The following is a 17,638-nucleotide window of genomic DNA, read 5'->3' as shown; positions in this document are numbered from 1 at the left end:
GCTACTTCGTCACTCCGACCATCCGCAGCACGAGGTCGGCGTAGAGCGCGCCGACCTCGTCGGGCGTCCAGGGGCCGTGGACGTTGAACCAGCGGGCGACGTCGATGCAGAGGGAGAGGACGGCGAGGGTGGTGCCCTTGACGTCCAGCACGTCGAACTCGCCCGCGGCGATGCCGTCCTCGATGATCCCGCGCACCTCGGCGTCGCACTGCCGGCGCAGCGCCAGGATCTCGGCGCGGGCGTCCGGGCCGAGCGAGTCCAGCTCGTACTGCACGACCCGGGCGGTGGTACGGCCGCCCGCGTGCCAGCGTACGAAGGAGCTGACGGCGTCGGCGAGCCGCTCGGTCGCGGTGCCCTCGCGCCGGGCCGCCGTCCGCAGGATGTCCACCGCCTTCTCGTGGCCGATCCGGCTGATGCGGTGGAGCAGCTCTTCCTTGGTCTTGTAGTGGATGTAGAGCGCGGCCGGGCTCATGCCGGCGCGGCCCGCGATGTCGCGGGTGGTGGTGGCGTGGTAGCCGCGCTCGGCGAAGGCCTCCACCGCGGCCATCAGCAGCCGCCGGGCCGCGTCGGGCGTGACCTCGCCCCACGCCGACGTCTCGTCGCCGGCCGTCTCCTCCGCCGTACTCATCGCTCGCTCGCCCCTCTCACCGACAAGGACAACACCATACCGCTGAAGGTGAGCGGGCGCTTAGAGTGCCCGCTCAGCGCTTCGGCGGGTGGCCACCGCGGGCCGGCGGGCCTCAGAGCTTCTCGAAGGGGTCGTGCTCGGCGAGCAGCTTCTCCAGGCGTGCCTGGTCGACGCGGCTGACGAGCTGCCCGGCCTCCTGCCGGTCCCGGATGACCTTGGCGAGGGTGAAGGCGGAGGTGACCAGGTACAGGACGGCGATGCCGAGGAACCCCCGCACCCAGGCGTCGGCGTTCAGCCGGAAGATCCCGACCGCCGTGGCGATCATGGCGACGGCGAAGGAGGCGACGGCCTGACCGTGGAAGGCGGCCGTGCTCTGCTGCTTGACCGGTGTCTCACTCATGGGACAAGCATCGGCGGATGTGGCCGTTCCCACATCCGCCGAGATACTCAGCCGACGTACTCAGCCGCCCTCGGACGTTCCCTCAGAACGCCGAAACCCCGGTCAGCGCACGCCCGATGACCAGCTTCTGTATCTGGCTGGTGCCCTCGTAGAGGGTCATCACGCGGGCGTCCCGCAGGAGCTTGCCCGCCGGGTACTCGTCGATGTAGCCGTAGCCGCCGAAGACCTGGAGGGCGTTGTTGGCGGCGCGTACGGCGGCCTCGGAGGCGAACAGCTTGGCCTTGGAGGACTCGACCGCGAACGGCAGCCCGCGGTCGATCAGGTCGGCGACCCGCCAGGTCAGCAGCCGGGCCGCGTCCACGTCGACGGCGATGTCGCTGATCAGCTCCTGGACCAGCTGGTGGTGGGCGATCGACTTGCCGAACTGCTCGCGCTCGCCGGCGTACCTCACCGCCGCGTCCAGCGCCGCCTGCGCGATGCCGACGCACCCCGCCGCGACCGACATCCGCCCCTTGGCCAGCGCCGACATGGCGACGGAGAACCCCTTGCCCTCCTCCCCCAGCAGCGCGGAGGCGGGCACCCGGACGTCCTCCAGGACCAGCTCGGCCGTCGCCTGGCCGCGCAGGCCGAGCTTGCCGTGGACGGTGCGGCGGGTCAGGCCCGGGGTGTCGGCGGGGACCAGGAAGGCGGAGACGCCCTTGTGGCCGGGGGCGTCGGTGGAGCGGGCGAAGAGCAGGACGACGTCGGCCCAGGTGCCGTTGGTGATGAACATCTTGGCGCCGTTGATCACGTACGCGTCGCCGTCGCGCACCGCGCGCGTGACGAGGTTCCCGGCGTCGGAGCCGGTGCCCGGCTCGGTCAGTCCGAAGCAGCCGACGGACTCGCCCGAGGTCAGCCCCGGCAGCCAGCGGCGCTTCTGCTCCTCGCTGCCCCAGGCGGCGATCGTCTTGGCGACCAGGCCGAGCGAGACGGACACGATCCCACGCACGGACGAGTCACCGCGCCCCAGCTCCTCCGTCACCAGGCAGTACGCGAGATGGTCACCGCCCGAGCCGCCGTACTCCTCGTCGATCGTCAGGCCCAGGAAGCCGACCTCGCCGAGCTTCTTCACGATGCCCCGGTCGACCTCCTCGGCGCGGTCCCAGGCGACGACGTGGGGGGTGATCTCCCGCTCCACGAAGTCCCGGGCCAGCCGCCGGACGGCGGCCTGCTCCTCGCTGAGCTCCAGATTCACGACCGGTCACCCCACTCGAACGTCGTCCATACGATCCGGTTTTAAATTAGCACTGCTAGTTTCAGTCGCGCAGCCCTACTATGTGCGCCATGGCCCGACCGCGCAAGCCCCTCCTCAGCACCGACCGGATCGTCGAGACCGCGCGGGCCCTGGTGGACGCGGAGGGCCTCGCGGCCGTCTCCACCCGCCGGCTCGCCGCCGAACTGGGGGTCAGCGGACCCTCCCTCTACAACCACTTCCGCACCAAGGACGAGATCCTGGAGGCGGTCGCCGACTCGGTGAGCGCGCAGGTCGACCTGTCGATGTTCGAGGACGGCCGGGACTGGCGGACCGCGCTGCACGACTGGGCGGTCTCCTACCGGGCCGCCCTGCGCGACCACCCCCACATCGTCCCGGTCCTCGCCACCGGCCCCGGGCGCCGGCCGGCCGGGCTGAAGCTCGCGGACGCGGTCTACGGCGCGATGGTGCGCGCGGGCTGGCCACCGGCCCAGGCGACGTCCCTCGGCGCGCTGATGCGCTACTTCGTCATGGGCTCCGCGCTCGGCTCGTTCGCGGGCGGCTTCGTCGACGACGAGACCGCCTACGACCCCGCCGACTACCCCCACCTCGGTCAGGCGCACCTCCTCGCCGAGAAGCAGGAGAAGATCGACGAACGGGCCTTCGAGACGGGGCTGACCGCGCTGCTGGACGGACTGGCCCTCCAGTACGAGCAGGTACGGCCGCCGGCGTAGCGACGCTTCGGCGCCCGCCGAAGTGTCCGTGCCCCATCCTGGAGGGCATGACCACCAAGGAGCGCCAGGCACCCGAGCTGGCCCGGCTCGCCGGACTCATCGCCGACGAGACCAGGGCGGCATGCCTGCTGGCCCTGCTCGACGGCCGCGCGTGGACCGCGGGCGAGCTCGCCCGGCACGCCGGGGTCGCCGCGTCGACGCTCAGCGCGCACCTGGGCAAGCTCGTCGCGGGCGGTCTGCTCGCCGAGGAGCGCCAGGGCCGCCACCGGTACGTGCGCCTGGCCGGCGCCCGGGTGGCCCAGCTGGTGGAGGACCTGGCCGCCCAGGCGACCCCGCAGGGCGCCGCACGGCCACGCGGTCTGCGCGAGTCGAGCGCCCTGTCGGCCATGGCCCGGGGCCGTACGTGCTACGACCACCTGGCGGGGCGGCTCGGGATCGCGGTCACGGACGCGCTGACGGCGCGGGGGCTGCTGCGGCAGGACACCGGGTTCGCGCTCACGGACGCGGGAGTGCGGTGGTTCGCCGACACCGGTATCTCGCTGGCCCACAAGGGCCGCCGCCCGCTGGCCCGGGCCTGCCTCGACTGGACGGAACGCCGGCCGCACCTGGCGGGCGTGGCCGGAGCGGCCCTGTGCCGCCACGCGCTGGACACGGGCTGGTGCGTGCGCATCGGCACGGAGCGGGCGGTGAAGGTGACGGCGGACGGTGAACGGGCGCTGAGCGCGCTGCTCGGCATCGAGGCGACGGCCCTGCACTGAGCGCCCCGCACGGACCCGGACAACCGGCGCCGAGCCCCACACACCCGGCCGCCCCCGGCGAACGACCCGTCCGAAATCCGCCAGCCCGCGCGCCCTCCCCTCCCTAACCTCAGGAGCATGATGACCGCCCGCCGTACCGACCTCCTCGCCGCCGGTGCCGCCACCGTCACCGTCGTGCTGTGGGCCTCGGCCTTCGTCTCGATCCGCAGCGCCGGTGCCGCCTACTCCCCCGGTGCGCTGGCGCTCGGGCGGCTGGCGTCCGGCGCGCTGGCGCTGGGGGTGATCTGTCTCGTACGGCGGGAAGGGCTGCCGCCGCGCGCCGCCTGGCGTGGGATCGCGATATCCGGGGCGCTGTGGTTCGGCTTCTACATGGTCGCCCTGAACTGGGGCGAGCAGCAGGTCGACGCCGGCACGGCCGCCCTGGTCGTGAACATCGGGCCGATCCTGATCGCGCTGCTCGGCGCCCGGCTGCTCGGGGATCCGACGCCGCCACGGCTGCTGGCCGGGATGGCGGTGTCGTTCGCCGGAGCGGCGGTCGTCGGCCTCTCGATGTCCGGGAGCGGCGGCTCCTCGGTGCTGGGCGTGGTGCTGTGCCTGCTCGCGGCGATCGGGTACGCGGGCGGGGTCGTCGCGCAGAAGCCGGCGCTCGCGAGGGCGAGTGCGCTGCAGGTGACGACGTTCGGGTGTCTCGTCGGGGCGGTGGGATGTCTGCCGTTCGCCGGGCAGCTGGTGGGCGAGGCCGCCGACGCGCCCGTGTCGGCGACGCTCAACATGGTCTACCTGGGCGTGTTCCCGACGGCGCTCGCCTTCACCACGTGGGCGTACGCGCTGGCCCGTACGACCGCCAGCCGCATGGGCGCCACCACGTACGCCGTCCCCGCCCTGGTCGTCGCGCTGTCGTGGCTGACGCTCGGCGAGGTACCGGGGCCGGCGACGCTGGGCGGTGGCGTCCTGTGCCTGGCGGGGGTGGCGGTGTCCCGGTCGCGGCCCCGTGCTCGGGTACCGGAGACGCCCGGACCGTCGAGCGACCCGGAACCCCTCAGAAGGTGACCAGCGCCCGGCCGCCCTTGCCCGCCAGCATGTTCTCGAAGGCCGCCGGAATCCCCTCCAGGCCGATCCGTTCCGTCACCAGCGCGCCCAGGTCCAGGCGGCCGGCGCGGACGTGCCCGGCCAGCACCGGCAGGTCCTGCGCCGGGTCGGAGTTGCCGTAGACGCAGCCGGAGAGGGTGCGGCCCCAGTGGAAGATCTCCAGCGCGTTGAAGGTGACCTGCTGGTCCTTGCCGCCGATGCCGACGACCGTCGTCCGGCCGCCGCGGCGGGTGGAGTCCCAGGCCGTACGGATGGTGGCGGCGCGGCCGACGCACTCGATGGCGACGTCGACGCCCTGCTTCCCCGTCAGCGCCCGGATCTCGCGGGCGGTGTTCTCCGAGGCCACCACGTACTCCGTGGCGCCCGCCCCTCTCGCCAGCTCCTCCTTCTCCGGCGAGACGTCGACGACCACGATCTTCTCGGCACCGGCGATCCGGGCGGCCTGCACGGTCGCCAGGCCCACGCCGCCGGCCCCGAACACGGCCACCGTCTCCCCCGGGCGCACCCGCGCCGAGTGGTGGACGGCGCCGTAGCCGGTGAGGACCGCGCAGCCCAGGAGGGCGGCGTCGGTGAGCGGGATGCCGTCGGGCAGGGGCAGCACGCAGGCGGCCGGGACCACCGTCTCCTCGGCGAACGCGGCGACGTTCAGGCCCGGGTGCAGGTCGACACCCGCCGCGGTGCGGGCGTACACGTCCCCGGAACCGGTCAGCGCGTTGGCGCACAGCCACACCTCGCCGAGCGAGCAGGCATGGCAACTCCCGCAGGAGGGAGCCCAGTTGAGGACGACCTCCGCTCCGGGCTCCAGCCCGGTGACGCCCTCGCCCACGGCCACCACCGTGCCCGCGCCCTCGTGGCCGAGCACGGCGGGGACCGGCACGCGCATGGTGCCGTTGGACAGGGACAGGTCGGAGTGGCAGACGCCGGCCGCGGCCAGCCGGACGCGGACCCGGCCGGGTCCGGGGTCGGGCAGCTCGATGTCGGTGATCTCCAGCGGGGCGCCCACGGCGGGCAGGACGGCAGCGCGAACCACGTGAACGCTCCTCAGAACTGCAGGGACTTGGTCTGGAGGTACTCGGCGAGGCCGTGCGTGCCGAGTTCCCGGCCGACGCCCGACTGCTTGTAACCGCCGAAGGGGGCAAGGGGGTTGAAGCGCCCGCCGTTGATGTCGACCTGCCCGGTCTCCATCCGGCGCGCGAAGGCGACGGCCTCGGCCTCGTCGCCGGCCCACACCGCGCCGGCGAGGCCGTAGACGGTGCCGTTGGCGATGCGCAGGGCGTCCTCCTCGTCCTCGTAGCGCAGGATCGACAGGACCGGGCCGAAGATCTCCTCCTGGGCGATGGTCATCTCGGGGGTGACGTCCGCGAAGACCGTCGGGGCGACGAAGTAGCCCTGCTCGCGCGGGGATTCGGGACCGCCCGCGACCAGCCGCGCGCCCTCGGCGACGCCCTTCTCGATGTAACTCCGCACCCGGTCGCGCTGTTTGGCGTTCACGACCGGCCCGATGCGCTCGCCGTACTTGGCGGCGGCGCCGGCCGCGAGCGCGACGGCCTCCTCGTACTGCTCCCGGTGCACCAGCATCCGGGTCCAGGCGCTGCACGTCTGGCCGGAGTTGGACATCACGTTGGCCACCCCGACGTTGACCGCCTTGGCCAGGTCGGCGCCGGGCAGGATGACGTTGGCGGACTTGCCGCCCAGTTCCAGGGCGACCTTCTTGATCGCGGCACCGGCGGTGGCGCCGATCTTCCTGCCGACGGCCGTGGACCCGGTGAAGGAGACCAGGTCGACGCCCGGGTGCTCGGCGAGGGCCTGTCCGGCGACCGGGCCGAGCCCCGTGACGAGGTTGAACACGCCCGCCGGCACGCCCGCCTCGTGGACGGCCTCGGCGAAGAGCTGGGCGACGAGCGGGGTGTCCTCGGCGGGCTTGAGGACGAGGGTGCAGCCGGCGGCGAGCGCGGGGGCGACCTTGGCGACGATCTGGTGGAGCGGGTAGTTCCAGGGCGTGATCGCGCCGACCACGCCGACGGGCTCCAGCAGGACGGTGGAGTTGCCGGTCCGCTCCTCGAAGGGGTGGCTCGCGGCGAGTTCCGCGTAGGAGCCCGCGACGGCGATGGGCACGGCGGCGTGCACGTTCTGCGAGAACGCCGGCGGCGCGCCGAGTTCCGCGGTGACGGTCTCGGCGATCTCGTCCTTGCGGGCCAGCAGCACGTCGCGCAGGGCGGTGAGCCGGGCGGCCCGCTCGGCGGGCGGGGTGGCGGCCCAGGCCGGCAGGGCGGCACGGGCGGCCCGTACGGCGGCGTCCACGTCGTCGGCGGTGCCCGCGGGGACCTGGGCGATCACCTGCTCGTCGACGGGATTGACGACGTCGATCACGTCCCGGCCCGCGGCGGGCCGCCATGCGCCGTCGATGTACATGCCGTCATGTGCCTTCATCGCGCTTCCTCCGGGCGGGGCGTCGTCCGCGTCACAACCTACCGACAGGCACATAAACTAGCGCCGGTAGTTTTCAAACGCCAGAGAACCCTGCTCACTCCTCCAGATCGGGCAGCCGGTCGGGGGCCGGGCAGATGCGCTCTCCGTGCTGGTCGAAGACGAACAGATGGGCGATGTCGACGAGCAGCGGGACCTGGAGGCCCCGGCGCAGGTCGATGTCGGGCGTGGTGCGCACGACCAGGTCACCGGGGAGCCGGGGCTCGGCGGGCGTCGGGTCGGGGTGCGTCGTGTCGTCCAGCACCACCACCGGCCCGGCCCGCAGCGCCTCCGCCCGCTCCCTGAGACGGCCCAGGACGGTCGTACCGCCCTCCCGACGGCGCCGCCGGGACGGCCGGCCCGCGGGGCGCGGCGCCTCCAGGTCGGGGACGACGGCCGGCTGGGACCCCGTGTTGAAGTGCACCAGCACCTCGTGCCCCTGGAACTCCACGTGCTCCACCAGCCCGGTCAGCGGGACCTCCCCGGGCCGCGCGGAGCTGCGCTTGGCGATCCGGATCGCCTCCGAACGCAGCCCGACGATCACCTCGCGGCCCTGCTGCACGCGCAGCAACTGGTGGTCCAGGGACAGGGGTTCGGGCAGCCGCAGATACTGCTTGCCGAGGCTGATGGTCATCGCCCCGTCGAGCGGCGCGCGCACCAGGCCGCGCAGCAGGTTGATGCGCGGGGTGCCGATGAACGCGGCGACGAAGACGTTGCGCGGCAGGGCGTAGACCGAGCGCGGGGTGCCCAGTTGCTGCAGGACGCCGCCGCGCAGCACGGCGATCCGGTCGCCGAGCGACATCGCCTCGGCCTGGTCGTGGGTGACGTACACCGTGGTGACGCCCAGCTCCCGGGTGAGCGCGGAGATCTCGGCCCGCAGATGGTTGCGCAGCTTGGCGTCCAGGTTGGACAGCGGCTCGTCCATCAGGAAGGCGGAGGGGTGGCGGGCGATGGCCCGGCCCATGGCGACGCGCTGGCGTTCGCCGCCGGAGAGCTGGCTGGGGAAGCGGTCGAGGAGGTCCTCGATGCCGAGCATGCGGGCGGTGGCGTCGACGCGGGGGCGCGGGTCCTCGCCGGGGTTCTCCACGCGCAGCGGGAAGCCGATGTTGCCGCGGCTGGTCATGTTCGGGTAGAGGGCGAAGTTCTGGAAGACCATCGCCATGTTCCGCTCGGACGGCAGCAGGTCGTTGGCCGGCACCCCGTCGAGCAGGAGCTGCCCCTCGGTGATCTCCTCCAGCCCCGCGATCATCCGGAGCACGGTCGACTTGCCGCACCCGGACGGCCCGAGCAGCACGAGGAACTCGCCGGGCTCGATGGCGAGCGACAGCCGGTCCACCACGCGAACGCCTCGCGTGTAGCTCTTGCTCACGTCGTGCAGAGAGATGGCGCGTGTCATGTGGGGTGCCCCCGGGGGCTCGGTCAGGCGCTGGTGCTCCGCGGTCGGAGGGTCCCGTGCGGTTCACACGGGGCCTGTGGGTCACGGAAGTTAACGGAATGTATGCACCCGGGGGAAGAGATCGGGCGGGATCGGGAGGTCCGGTCCAGCAGGTGAGAAAGCGGACGCCCGGATTCAGCTACTTCGGCCAGCGGCTCTCCGTCAGCGGCCGCCGGTCACCGGCTGCCGGTCAGATGCGCGAAGACGACGGTGTTGCCCGCGTATCCGGTACGGCGGTCGAAGGCGCCGCCGCAGGTGATCAGCCGCAGTTCCGGGCGCCCCCGGTCGCCGTAGACCTCCCGGTTGGGGAAGTGCGCCTTCTCGTACGTCTTCACTGCGTCGACGGTGTAGACGGCGGTACGTCCGTCCGCGCGGCGCACCTCGACGCGGTGGCCGGCGGCGAGTTCGTCGAGGCCGGCGAAGACGGCGGGGCCGGTCTCGGTGTCGAGGTGCCCGACGAGCACGGCGGTGCCCTGCTCGCCCGGCGAGGGTCCGTCCCGGTACCAGCCGACCTGGTCGGCGTCGCCCTCCGGCGGGGCGGTGAGCCGGCCCGCGCGGTCGAGCCCGAGGCCGATGACGGGGGCGTCGACGCCGATGTAGCGGATGACGACGCGGGCCGGGCGGGAGCGGGGCAGGGTGCGGGGCGGGGCGGCGGCCGGCCTCCGGCCGGGACGCGCGGGGCGGGGGGCACCGGCCCCGGTGGACTGGGGGCCATCCTGCCCGACGCGACGAGGGACACCGGCGCCGGCTCCAGCCCCGGCCGGCTGCGGGTCGCCCGGCGCGGCGGGGCGAGGGGCTCCGGCTCCGGCAGGGCGGGAGTCACCCGACCCGGCAGCGCGGGGGTCACCGGCTGCGGCAGCGCGCGGGTCACCGGCCCCGGCAGAGCCGGCGTCGCCCGGCCCGGCAGCGCGCGGATCACCGGTTCCGGCGTAGCCGGAGTCGCCCGGCCCGGCAGCACGCGGGTCACCGGCCCCGGCAGGCTGGGGATCGCCCGGCCCGGCAGTGCGCGGGTCACCGGCCCCGGCGTAGCCGGAGTCGCCCGGCCCGGCAGGGCGGGAGTCGCCGGGCGCGGCGGGGTCGGCCGCCGTGCCGGACGCGGAGTCGGCCGGTCCCGCCGACCCCTTGTCCTGGGCCCACCAGACTCCGCCGACCACCAGCACGACGGACAGGACGCACGTGCGCATCAGCCGGTAGGCACGCGTCCGGTACCAGGGCCTGGCCCGGTGCCGGTACGGCGAGCCGGAGCCGTAGGCCGGGGTGGCACCGTAGGCCGGGGTGGGGCCGCCGCGGGGTGTCACCGCCCGCGACGGCACCGCGGACGCGCGTCGGCGCGTCCCGCCCTCGCCCCTGGGGCGCGTCTCGGCGCAGCCGGCGGAACGCCTACGCGCCATGCGGGCGGCGGCGGAGCCGGAGCCAGACCGCCCCGCCGACCGCGACCAGCCCCACGGCGGCGGCACCGGCGACCGGGCTGATGGCGGCGTCACGGGCCAGCCCGCCTCCGCCGGCCGGCGGCCCGCCGTTGGGGCCGGGCGAGCCGGCGGGCGACGGCGAGGCGCAGTTGACCCAGAACGTCTTGTGCTTGCCGTTGCCGTCGCCGTCGGCGGTGCGCCACGTGAGCTTGTAGTGCCCGTCGGGCAAGGCCACCGGGTCCGTGTGCGCGGCGCCCGTCGCGTCCGCGGTGACCGAGCCCGAGGCGGTGCCGGCGTTGGGCGTCGGCGCCTGGCCGACGATCGTCCAGGTGATCGCCTCGTTCGGGTCGAAGTTGAAGGCGTCCAGGTAGAAGTGGCAGACGTGCGGGTCATTGGACTGCTCGTCGACGTCGGACCCCTCCTGGTGGATCTTGACGTCTCCGTTGGCGGCCGCGCTGGCGGGGGTCCCCATGAGGGCGCTTCCCGCGAGGGTCAGGGCCGCCAGCGCGACGGTGCTGACACCGGCGCGGCGGGGAAGGGACGTGGCGAGCATGCGAGTTCCTCCGAGTCAGACGATTTTCGTACAAATCGCAGTTCGTCTGACTCTCTTTCACATACGGCGCGCGGAGTGCGGGATCCTCGCCCGGCGCTCCGTCCGATTTCCTCCGTCCGGAGCAGGCGACCGCAGCGCCACTCCCGAGGACAGCAACAGCAGCGCGCCCAGCATCACGAACGGCGCCGCCACGCCCGCGACCCCTGCCACCAGGCCCGCCGCCGCGGGCGCCGCGACCTGGCCGAGCCGGTTGCCGGTCAGGCGCAGGGCGAGGGCCGTGGAGCGGGCATCGTCCGGCGCGGCCTGGACGACCGTCGTCATGGACAGCGGCTGGCCCACGCCCAGGCAGAAGCCGAGCACGGCCAGCATCAGGCCGAGCACCCACACCGGCACCGGCAGCGCGATGCCGGCGCACAGCAGCGCGGCCAGCAGACAGGTCACGGTGAGCAGGGCGGGCCGGCCCAGCAGCCGCAGCAGCGGCGTGAGCACCAGTCGGCAGGCGATGGTCGCGCCGGCGCGCACGCTGAGCAGCACGCCGACGACCGACGGCGCGATGCCCCGGTGCTCGCCGACCACCGGCAGATAGGCGGTGAGGACGTCGGTCGCGGACAGCACGGAGAGGCTGACCAGCATGCCGCCGGGCACGCCCCGGGCACGCAGGATGCGGCCGACCGGGATGCGATCGCCTTGCGGGCTACGGGACTTGACGGCCGTACGGTCCTCGATGCGCCACAGCGAGGTGACCGCGACCGCCGCCCCCGCTCCGGCGACCACGAGGGCCAGCGCGCTGGTGCCCCCGAGGTCCGGACCGCCGATCAGCGCCCCGGCCGCGATGGGGCCGACGAGCTGGCCGAGCGAGGCGCCGATGGTGAAGTGGCCGAAGTTGCGGTCCTGTTCGTGCGGGGCGGACTGGCGGGCGACCAGCGACTGGGCGCCGATGACGAAGCAGAGGTGGCCCAGGCCCATCACCCCGCTCCAGACGGCCATGGTCCACAGGGAGCCGGCGAGTCCGCTGAGCGCGCAGCCGCCGGCTATCAGGACCACGCCGACCGGCAGCAGCGGCGCGCAGCGTCCGTGGTCGGTGCGGCGGCCGAGGGGCACGGCGGCGAAGAGCGGCAGCAGGGCGTAGACGCCCGCGATGACGCCGACCGCGCGCTCGTCGGCGCCCAGCGCCAGGGCCCGGTAGGAGACGGCGGGCCGGGCCATCGACACCGCCCCCTGCGCGAAGGAGAAGGCGATGACGAGGCGGAGCAGCCAGCCGCGGTTCCCACCGGGCCCCATGGGACGAACCTCCGTCGAGTGATCAGGTGATCAGATGATGCCGAACAGGATTCCTGCCCCGAGCACCACGAGTGATGTCAGGGCGGCCCACTTGACCACGAACCGGGTGTGGTCGCCGAACTCCACCTTCGCCATGCCGACCAGGACGTAGACGGCCGGCACGAGCGGGCTCGACATGTGCAGCGGCTGGCCGACCAGCGAGGCGCGGGCGATCTCCAGCGAGGAGACGCCGTGGGCGTGGCCGGCCTCGGCGAGGACGGGCAGGATGCCGAAGTAGAAGCCGTCGTTGGACATGAAGTACGTGAGCGGGATGCTCAGCACGCCGGTGACGAGGGCCATGTGCGGGCCCATCCCGTCGGGGATGTTGGCGACCAGCCACTTCGCCATGTGGTCGACCATGCCGGTGCCCTGGAGGACGCCGGTGAAGACGGCGGCGGCGAAGACCATGCCGGAGACGTTGAGGACGTTCTCGGCGTGGGCGCCGAGGCGGGCCTTCTGGTCGGGCATGTGCGGGAAGTTGACGGTCAGCGCCAGGGCCGCGCCGAGCAGGAACAGCACCGGGATCGGCAGCCACTCCATGATCATGGCGGTGAGCAGGGCGACGGTCAGCAGCGCGTTGAACCAGTACAGCTTCGGGCGCAGGGTGGCGCGGTCCGGGTCGAGGCCCTGGAAGCCCTCGTCCTCGGGCTCGTCGGGCAGCCCGCCGCCCGCACCCCCGGCGGGGGCGGAGGACTTGCCGGCGCCGACGAGCACCGTCTCCTTCTCCTCGACCAGCACCTCGTCCAGGGTCAGCACGCCGAGCCGCCTGCGCTCGCGCCGGCCGAGGACGTAGGCGAGTACGAGGACGAAGACCAGGCCCATGGCGAGCGCGGGGACCATCGGCACGAAGATGTCGCTGGCGTCGAGCTTCAGCGCGGTCGCGGCGCGGGCGGTGGGGCCGCCCCAGGGGAGGGTGTTCATCACGCCGTTGGCCATCGCGGCGACACCGGTCATCACGACCAGGCTCATCTTCAGGCGCTTGTATAGCGGGTACATCGCCGAGACGGTGATCATGAAGGTGGTGGAGCCGTCGCCGTCGAGGGAGACGATCGCGGCGAGGACGGCCGTACCGACGACGATGCGCAGCGGGTCGGCCTTGCAGAAGCGCAGGATGCCCCGGACGATCGGGTCGAAGAGGCCGACGTCGATCATCACACCGAAGTAGACGATCGCGAACATCAGCATCGCCGCGGTGGGGGCGAGGCCGGTGACGCCGTCGATGACGTAGTCGCCGAGGTGGGCGCCCTTGCCCACGGCCACGCAGAACAGCGCGGGAATCAGCACGAGCGCCGCGATCGGCGACATCTTCTTCAGCATGATCAGGACCAGGAAGGTCGCGATCATGGCGAAGCCGAGGATGGTCAGCATGAGTGGATACCTAACGTTCGCCCTTGAACATCCCACCGGGCAGGCGGTGCGAGGAACGTTAGGTGTGTTCCAACGGCGTTAACAAGTGGTCGGCGCGTGAGCAATAAGAGCAAAACCGCAGGTCACAGCGCGGGTGTGAGGTCGACGGGTACGCCGTTGAGGACCGCGTTGCCCGACAGCGGGTCGAGCAGGCTGCCGTCGAGGAGCTGGTTGACGTTGACGCCGGGGTCCTTCCGGGCGTGGCTCAGCCGGCTGCCGGCCCGGTCGTGGCCCCAGCCGTGCGGCAGGCTCACCACGCCGGGCCGGACGCCGTCGGTGACCTCGGCGGGCGCGACGACCTCTCCCCCGGCGCCCTTGACGCGGACCTCGGCGCCGTCGCGCACGCCGAGCCGTTCGGCGTCCTCGGGGTGGATGTGCAGGGTGCAGCGGTTGGTGCCGCCGGTCAGGGCGGGGACGTTGTGCATCCAGCTGTTGTTGGAGCGCAGGTGGCGGCGGCCGACGAGGACCAGGCCGGCGGGTGCCTCGTCGAGCGCGCGCCGCAGCCGGGGCAGGTCGTCGGCGATCGGCCGCGGCAGCAGTTCGATCCGGCCGGAGCGGGTCTTCAGCGGCTGCGGCAGGCGGGGCCCGAGCGGTCCGAGGTCGATGCCGTGCGGGTGCGCGAGCAGCTTGGTGAGGTTCAGCCCGTCCGGTCGCACGCCGAAGCCGTCGCCGTAGGGGCCGAGGCGCAGCATCATGTCGAGCCGGCGCTCGGGGCCGTCGAGGCCGGTGAGCTGTGCGGCGAGTTCGCGCGGGTCGCGGCCGTGCACGGGCGAGTGCGCCTCGCGCACCGCCTTGCCGAGGGTCTGGCCGATGACCATGTCGTCGACGGCGGCGGGGTCGGCGCCGTGCATGCCGGTGACGGCCAGGATCAGCCGGGCGTGGATCTCGGTCTCGGCCATGCGGCCGGGCTCCAGGGGGACGGCGGGGCGGGTGTAGCGGACCTGGTTGCGCACCGCGAAGGCGTTGAAGGCGAAGTCGTGGTGGGCGCTCTGGGAGGGCGGGGGCGGCGGCAGGACGACGTCGGCGTGGCGGGAGGTCTCGTTGAGGTACGGGTCGACGCTGACCATGAAGTCGAGGGAGCCGAGGGCCTTGTCGAGGCGGTCGCCGTCGGGTGCGGAGAGCACGGGGTTGGTGGCGACGGCGATCAGGGCCCGGATCGGTTCGCCCTCCTCGGTCGCGGTGTCGATCTCCTCGGCGAGCGCTGACAACGGCAACTCGCCCTTCGCCTCGGGGTGGTTGCTCACCCGCGAGTGCCAGCGGCCGAGCGCGAAGCCGCGGCCGGGACCGGCGGGCCGGGGCGTCTTGTCGGTGGCCGCCTGCGGGAACAGCGCGCCGCCGGGCCGGTCGAGGTTGCCGGTGAGGATGTTGAGGACGTCGACGAGCCAGCTGCCGAGGGTGCCGTACGGGACCGTGCAGCTGCCGATGCGGCCGTAGACGGCGGCCGTCGGGGCGGCGGCGAGTTCGCGGGCGAGCGTGCGGATCAGCCCGGCGTCCACGTCGGCCGCCGCGGCGACGGACTCGGGGGTGAACTCCTCTACCGCCGCCCGCAGTTCCTCGATGCCTTCGACGTGCGGCGCCAACTCGCCGAGCTCGACGAGGTTTTCCTCGAAGAGTACGTGCGTCATCGCGGCCAGCAGCAGGGCGTCCGCGCCGGGGCGGATGGCGATGTGGCGGTCGGCGAGGCGGGCGGTGCGGGTGCGGCGGGGGTCGATGACGGTGAGGGTGCCGCCGCGCGCCCTGAGGGCCTTGAGCTTGCCGGGGAAGTCGGGGGCGGTGCACAGACTCCCGTTGGACTCCAGGGGGTTGGCGCCGATCAGCAGCAGGTGGTCGGTGTGGTCCAGGTCGGGGACGGGGATGGCGTGGGCGTCGCCGAAGAGCAGGCCGCTGGAGACGTGCTTGGGCATCTGGTCGACCGTGGAGGCGGTGAAGATGCTGCGCGTGCCGAGGCCGGCGATCAGCACCGGCGGGTAGAGGGCGCCGGCCATGGTGTGGACGTTGGGGTTGCCGAGGACGACGCCCACGGCGTGCGGGCCGTGGCGTTCGAGGAGGGGTCGGATGCCGGCGGCGACCGCGTCGAAGGCCTCCTGCCAGCTCGCCTCCCGCAGCTCGCCGTCCCGGCGCACGAGGGGGGTGCGCAGTCGGTCGGGGTCGCCGTCGACGGCGCCGAAGGAGGCGCCCTTGGGGCAGATGAACCCCTTGCTGAACACGTCGTCGCGGTCACCGCGGGCGCCGGTGACCCGGGTGCCCTCGATGGTGAGGGTCAGCCCGCAGGTGGCCTCGCACAGGGGGCAGATTCGCAGGGCGGTGCGGGACACGGGTCCTCCCGGGGGGCAGCGGTGCCGGTTTCCGGTGAGCATACCGACCGGTATGCACGGAGGGGAGCCCCCGCGGGAGGTGAGGTCGCAAACCCGCGAGCGGTCAGTCCAGCACCCGCGCCAGATAGGCGCGCAGCAGCTCGCGCGCCTCCTCGATGATCTTCTCGTCGCCCTCCGGGGCCACCCGGAAGGCGAGGTGGACGAGGGTGTCGGCGGTCTCGACGGCGATCAGGAAGGTGCGGCGCAGGTCGTCGTCCGGTTCCCGGTCGAGGTAGCCGGAGAGCAGGTCGGTGAGGCGGTCGGCGACGCGGTGGTTGGGTTCCGCGTGGCGGGCGCCGACCGGGATCTGGTTGCCGAAGTCGACGAGGGAGAAGCCGGGCGCGGTGCGCTTCATGGCCAGGTACTCGTCGAGGACGGCGTCCATGGCGGTGCGCCAGCCTCCCTCGGGGGTCTGGCCGAGCCGTTCGGTGACGCGCTCGGTGAAGCGCTCCAGGTTGCGCTGGGCGAGGGCGTCGGCCATCTGCCGCTTGTTGCCGAAGAAGCGGTAGACCGAGCCGATGGGCACGCCGGCGCGCAGGGCCACGGCCCGGGTGCTCAGGTCGTCGTAGCCGACCTCGTCGAGCAGGTCGGCGCAGGCGTCGAGGATTCTGGTGAGGCGTTCGGCACTGCGCCGCTGCACGGGCGCGCGGCGGAGCGAGGTCGCGTGGGGCACAGGTTTCATGATGCCCGTCCGGCGCTGTCGGGTGAACCTCGCCCCCCGCCGGGCGGGACCCCGGCGGCCGCGGCGGACGGTGTCGCGCCGCTCGGCGAGGCCTGCGCCTCAGAGGCGGTGATGTCGGCGGTGCTCTCGACGGGGTCGCCGTCCACGGCCCACACGGTGCCGTCGTCGGCGTAGAGGCGGGCGGTGACGTGATGGGTGCCGTGCGGCACGAGCCGGGCCGGGAGGCGGTAGGCGGGGCCGCGCAGCCGGGTGACGAGCCTGCCGTCGACGTAGAGGTAGGCGTAGCCGCGGCCGGCCACGGCCCGGGCCTGGACGCCGGCGGGTGAGAAGCGGAAGTTGCGCACGATCAGACGTACGTTCCAGGTGTCGTCGTCGGCCGGCTGCACCTCGACGTCGATCTCGGGCGCGTCCTTCTTGCCGACCTCGCGGTAGTGCCGGCCCTGTTTGTCCGTCTCGTCGAGCAGCTTGCCCACGGGTGAGGGCGAGGCGCCGTTCTTGCCCTCGTCCCCACCACTGGTCCCGCAGCCCGCGGATCCGGTCAGCAGCAGGACACAGACCGCGAGCGCGGCAGGTGCTCTCCGCGTCCACGACATGCCCGGGAGACTAGAACACCGGTCCGACACCCGAATCCCCCTGGAGTCTGGTTCTGGTTCCTCCCTGGTGAGGAGGGCCGACGGACCCCTTGCGCCCGCGAAAACGCAATCCTACGGTGTGGCATAGGAATCGGGACGCGAGGGAGCGACCATGAGCGGGGACGCGCGCAAGAGGGCGGAGGGGCTGACCTACCTCTGCGGATTCGGCAACGAGCACAGCTCCGAGGCGGTGCCCGGCGCCCTGCCCGAGGGGCGCAACTCGCCGCAGCGCGCGCCCCTCGGGCTCTACGCGGAGCAGCTCAGCGGCACGGCCTTCACCGAGCCGAGGGCCCACAACCGCCGCTCCTGGCTCTACCGCATCCGCCCCTCCGCAGCCCACCCGCCCTTCACCGAGACGCACAACGGCTGGATCCGCACGGCTCCCTTCACCGAGTCCGTCCCGGACCCCAACCGGCTGCGCTGGAACCCCCTGCCGGAGCCCGTGGAGGGCACCGACTTCCTCGCCGGACTGTGGACGCTGGGCGGCAACGGCGACGCGACGCAGCGCACCGGCATGGCCGTGCACCTGTATCACGCCAA

The 17,638-nt window shown here is 73.3% G+C and carries 17 protein-coding genes; 4 read left to right on the top strand and 13 right to left on the bottom strand.

The features are described from left to right. Window position 1: 1 nt before the first annotated feature. The 3 genes from ACYF6T_RS35560 to ACYF6T_RS35550 form a co-directional block, all read right to left on the bottom strand. Window positions 2–628 carry a TetR/AcrR family transcriptional regulator gene (locus ACYF6T_RS35560; RefSeq protein WP_461701741.1) on the bottom strand — a complete coding sequence of 209 codons (627 nt, stop codon included), beginning with the start codon at window positions 626–628 and terminating at the stop codon, window positions 2–4. 112 nt (window positions 629–740) lie between these two features. Next, complete coding sequence (locus ACYF6T_RS35555) at window positions 741–1,028, bottom strand: YiaA/YiaB family inner membrane protein (protein WP_461701739.1); 288 nt, start codon at window positions 1,026–1,028, stop codon at window positions 741–743. 82 nt (window positions 1,029–1,110) lie between these two features. Continuing rightward, window positions 1,111–2,262, bottom strand: coding sequence for an acyl-CoA dehydrogenase family protein (locus tag ACYF6T_RS35550; protein WP_461701737.1), 1,152 nt, complete (start codon window positions 2,260–2,262; stop codon window positions 1,111–1,113). 89 nt (window positions 2,263–2,351) lie between these two features. On the opposite strand from ACYF6T_RS35550, the gene ACYF6T_RS35545 reads away from it, so the two are divergent. The 3 genes from ACYF6T_RS35545 (at window position 2,352) to ACYF6T_RS35535 (ending at window position 4,801) form a co-directional block, all read left to right on the top strand. Next, window positions 2,352–2,993, top strand: a complete 642-nt coding sequence (locus tag ACYF6T_RS35545) for a TetR/AcrR family transcriptional regulator (RefSeq protein WP_461701736.1) — start codon at window positions 2,352–2,354, stop codon at window positions 2,991–2,993. Window positions 2,994–3,040: 47 nt separating this feature from the next. Then, on the top strand, window positions 3,041–3,751 hold the full coding sequence (locus tag ACYF6T_RS35540; protein ID WP_461701735.1) for an ArsR/SmtB family transcription factor: 711 nt from the start codon (window positions 3,041–3,043) through the stop codon (window positions 3,749–3,751). A gap of 120 nt (window positions 3,752–3,871) precedes the next feature. Beyond that, entirely contained in the window at window positions 3,872–4,801 is a 930-nt protein-coding gene (locus ACYF6T_RS35535) for a DMT family transporter (RefSeq protein WP_461701786.1), read from the top strand. Here ACYF6T_RS35535 and ACYF6T_RS35530 read toward each other — a convergent pair. The 10 genes from ACYF6T_RS35530 to ACYF6T_RS35485 all read right to left on the bottom strand — a co-directional run bounded on the left by ACYF6T_RS35530 (window position 4,791) and on the right by ACYF6T_RS35485 (window position 17,059). Continuing rightward, the gene (locus tag ACYF6T_RS35530; RefSeq protein ID WP_461701733.1) at window positions 4,791–5,870 is read right to left on the bottom strand and encodes a Zn-dependent alcohol dehydrogenase; all 1,080 of its coding nucleotides are present in this window, start codon (window positions 5,868–5,870) and stop codon (window positions 4,791–4,793) included. The genes ACYF6T_RS35535 and ACYF6T_RS35530 overlap by 11 nt on opposite strands. A gap of 11 nt (window positions 5,871–5,881) precedes the next feature. Beyond that, window positions 5,882–7,270, bottom strand: coding sequence for an aldehyde dehydrogenase family protein (locus ACYF6T_RS35525; protein WP_461701732.1), 1,389 nt, complete (start codon window positions 7,268–7,270; stop codon window positions 5,882–5,884). A 94-nt stretch (window positions 7,271–7,364) separates the two neighbouring features. Beyond that, on the bottom strand, window positions 7,365–8,702 hold the full coding sequence (locus tag ACYF6T_RS35520) for an ABC transporter ATP-binding protein (protein WP_461701731.1): 1,338 nt from the start codon (window positions 8,700–8,702) through the stop codon (window positions 7,365–7,367). Window positions 8,703–8,917: 215 nt separating this feature from the next. Further along, entirely contained in the window at window positions 8,918–10,039 is a 1,122-nt protein-coding gene (locus ACYF6T_RS35515) for a class F sortase (protein ID WP_461701730.1), read from the bottom strand. Between the two features lie 82 nt (window positions 10,040–10,121). Next, entirely contained in the window at window positions 10,122–10,703 is a 582-nt protein-coding gene (locus ACYF6T_RS35510; RefSeq protein ID WP_461701729.1) for a hypothetical protein, read from the bottom strand. 57 nt (window positions 10,704–10,760) lie between these two features. Next, window positions 10,761–11,984: an MFS transporter gene (locus tag ACYF6T_RS35505; RefSeq protein ID WP_461701728.1), complete on the bottom strand. Its 1,224-nt coding sequence runs from the start codon at window positions 11,982–11,984 to the stop codon at window positions 10,761–10,763. Between the two features lie 30 nt (window positions 11,985–12,014). After that, window positions 12,015–13,391: a CitMHS family transporter gene (locus tag ACYF6T_RS35500; protein ID WP_461701727.1), complete on the bottom strand. Its 1,377-nt coding sequence runs from the start codon at window positions 13,389–13,391 to the stop codon at window positions 12,015–12,017. 122 nt (window positions 13,392–13,513) lie between these two features. Continuing rightward, window positions 13,514–15,745 (bottom strand): molybdopterin oxidoreductase family protein, encoded by a 2,232-nt coding sequence (locus ACYF6T_RS35495; RefSeq protein ID WP_461701726.1) that lies wholly within the window; start codon window positions 15,743–15,745, stop codon window positions 13,514–13,516. A gap of 103 nt (window positions 15,746–15,848) precedes the next feature. Continuing rightward, the gene (locus ACYF6T_RS35490) at window positions 15,849–16,466 is read right to left on the bottom strand and encodes a TetR family transcriptional regulator (protein ID WP_461701725.1); all 618 of its coding nucleotides are present in this window, start codon (window positions 16,464–16,466) and stop codon (window positions 15,849–15,851) included. Next, entirely contained in the window at window positions 16,463–17,059 is a 597-nt protein-coding gene (locus ACYF6T_RS35485; protein ID WP_461701724.1) for a hypothetical protein, read from the bottom strand. Before ACYF6T_RS35485 ends, ACYF6T_RS35490 begins: the two co-directional genes overlap by 4 nt. Before the next feature lie 151 nt (window positions 17,060–17,210). Between ACYF6T_RS35485 and ACYF6T_RS35480 the strand changes: the two genes are divergently transcribed. Then, the coding region (locus ACYF6T_RS35480; protein WP_461701723.1) for a homogentisate 1,2-dioxygenase at window positions 17,211–17,638 on the top strand (428 nt) is incomplete at its 3' end.

It is taken from the genome of Streptomyces sp. 7R007 (assembly GCF_054850255.1).
The sequence above is the reverse complement of the archived record's forward strand: the minus strand, read 5'-3'. Positions and strand labels throughout refer to the sequence as shown.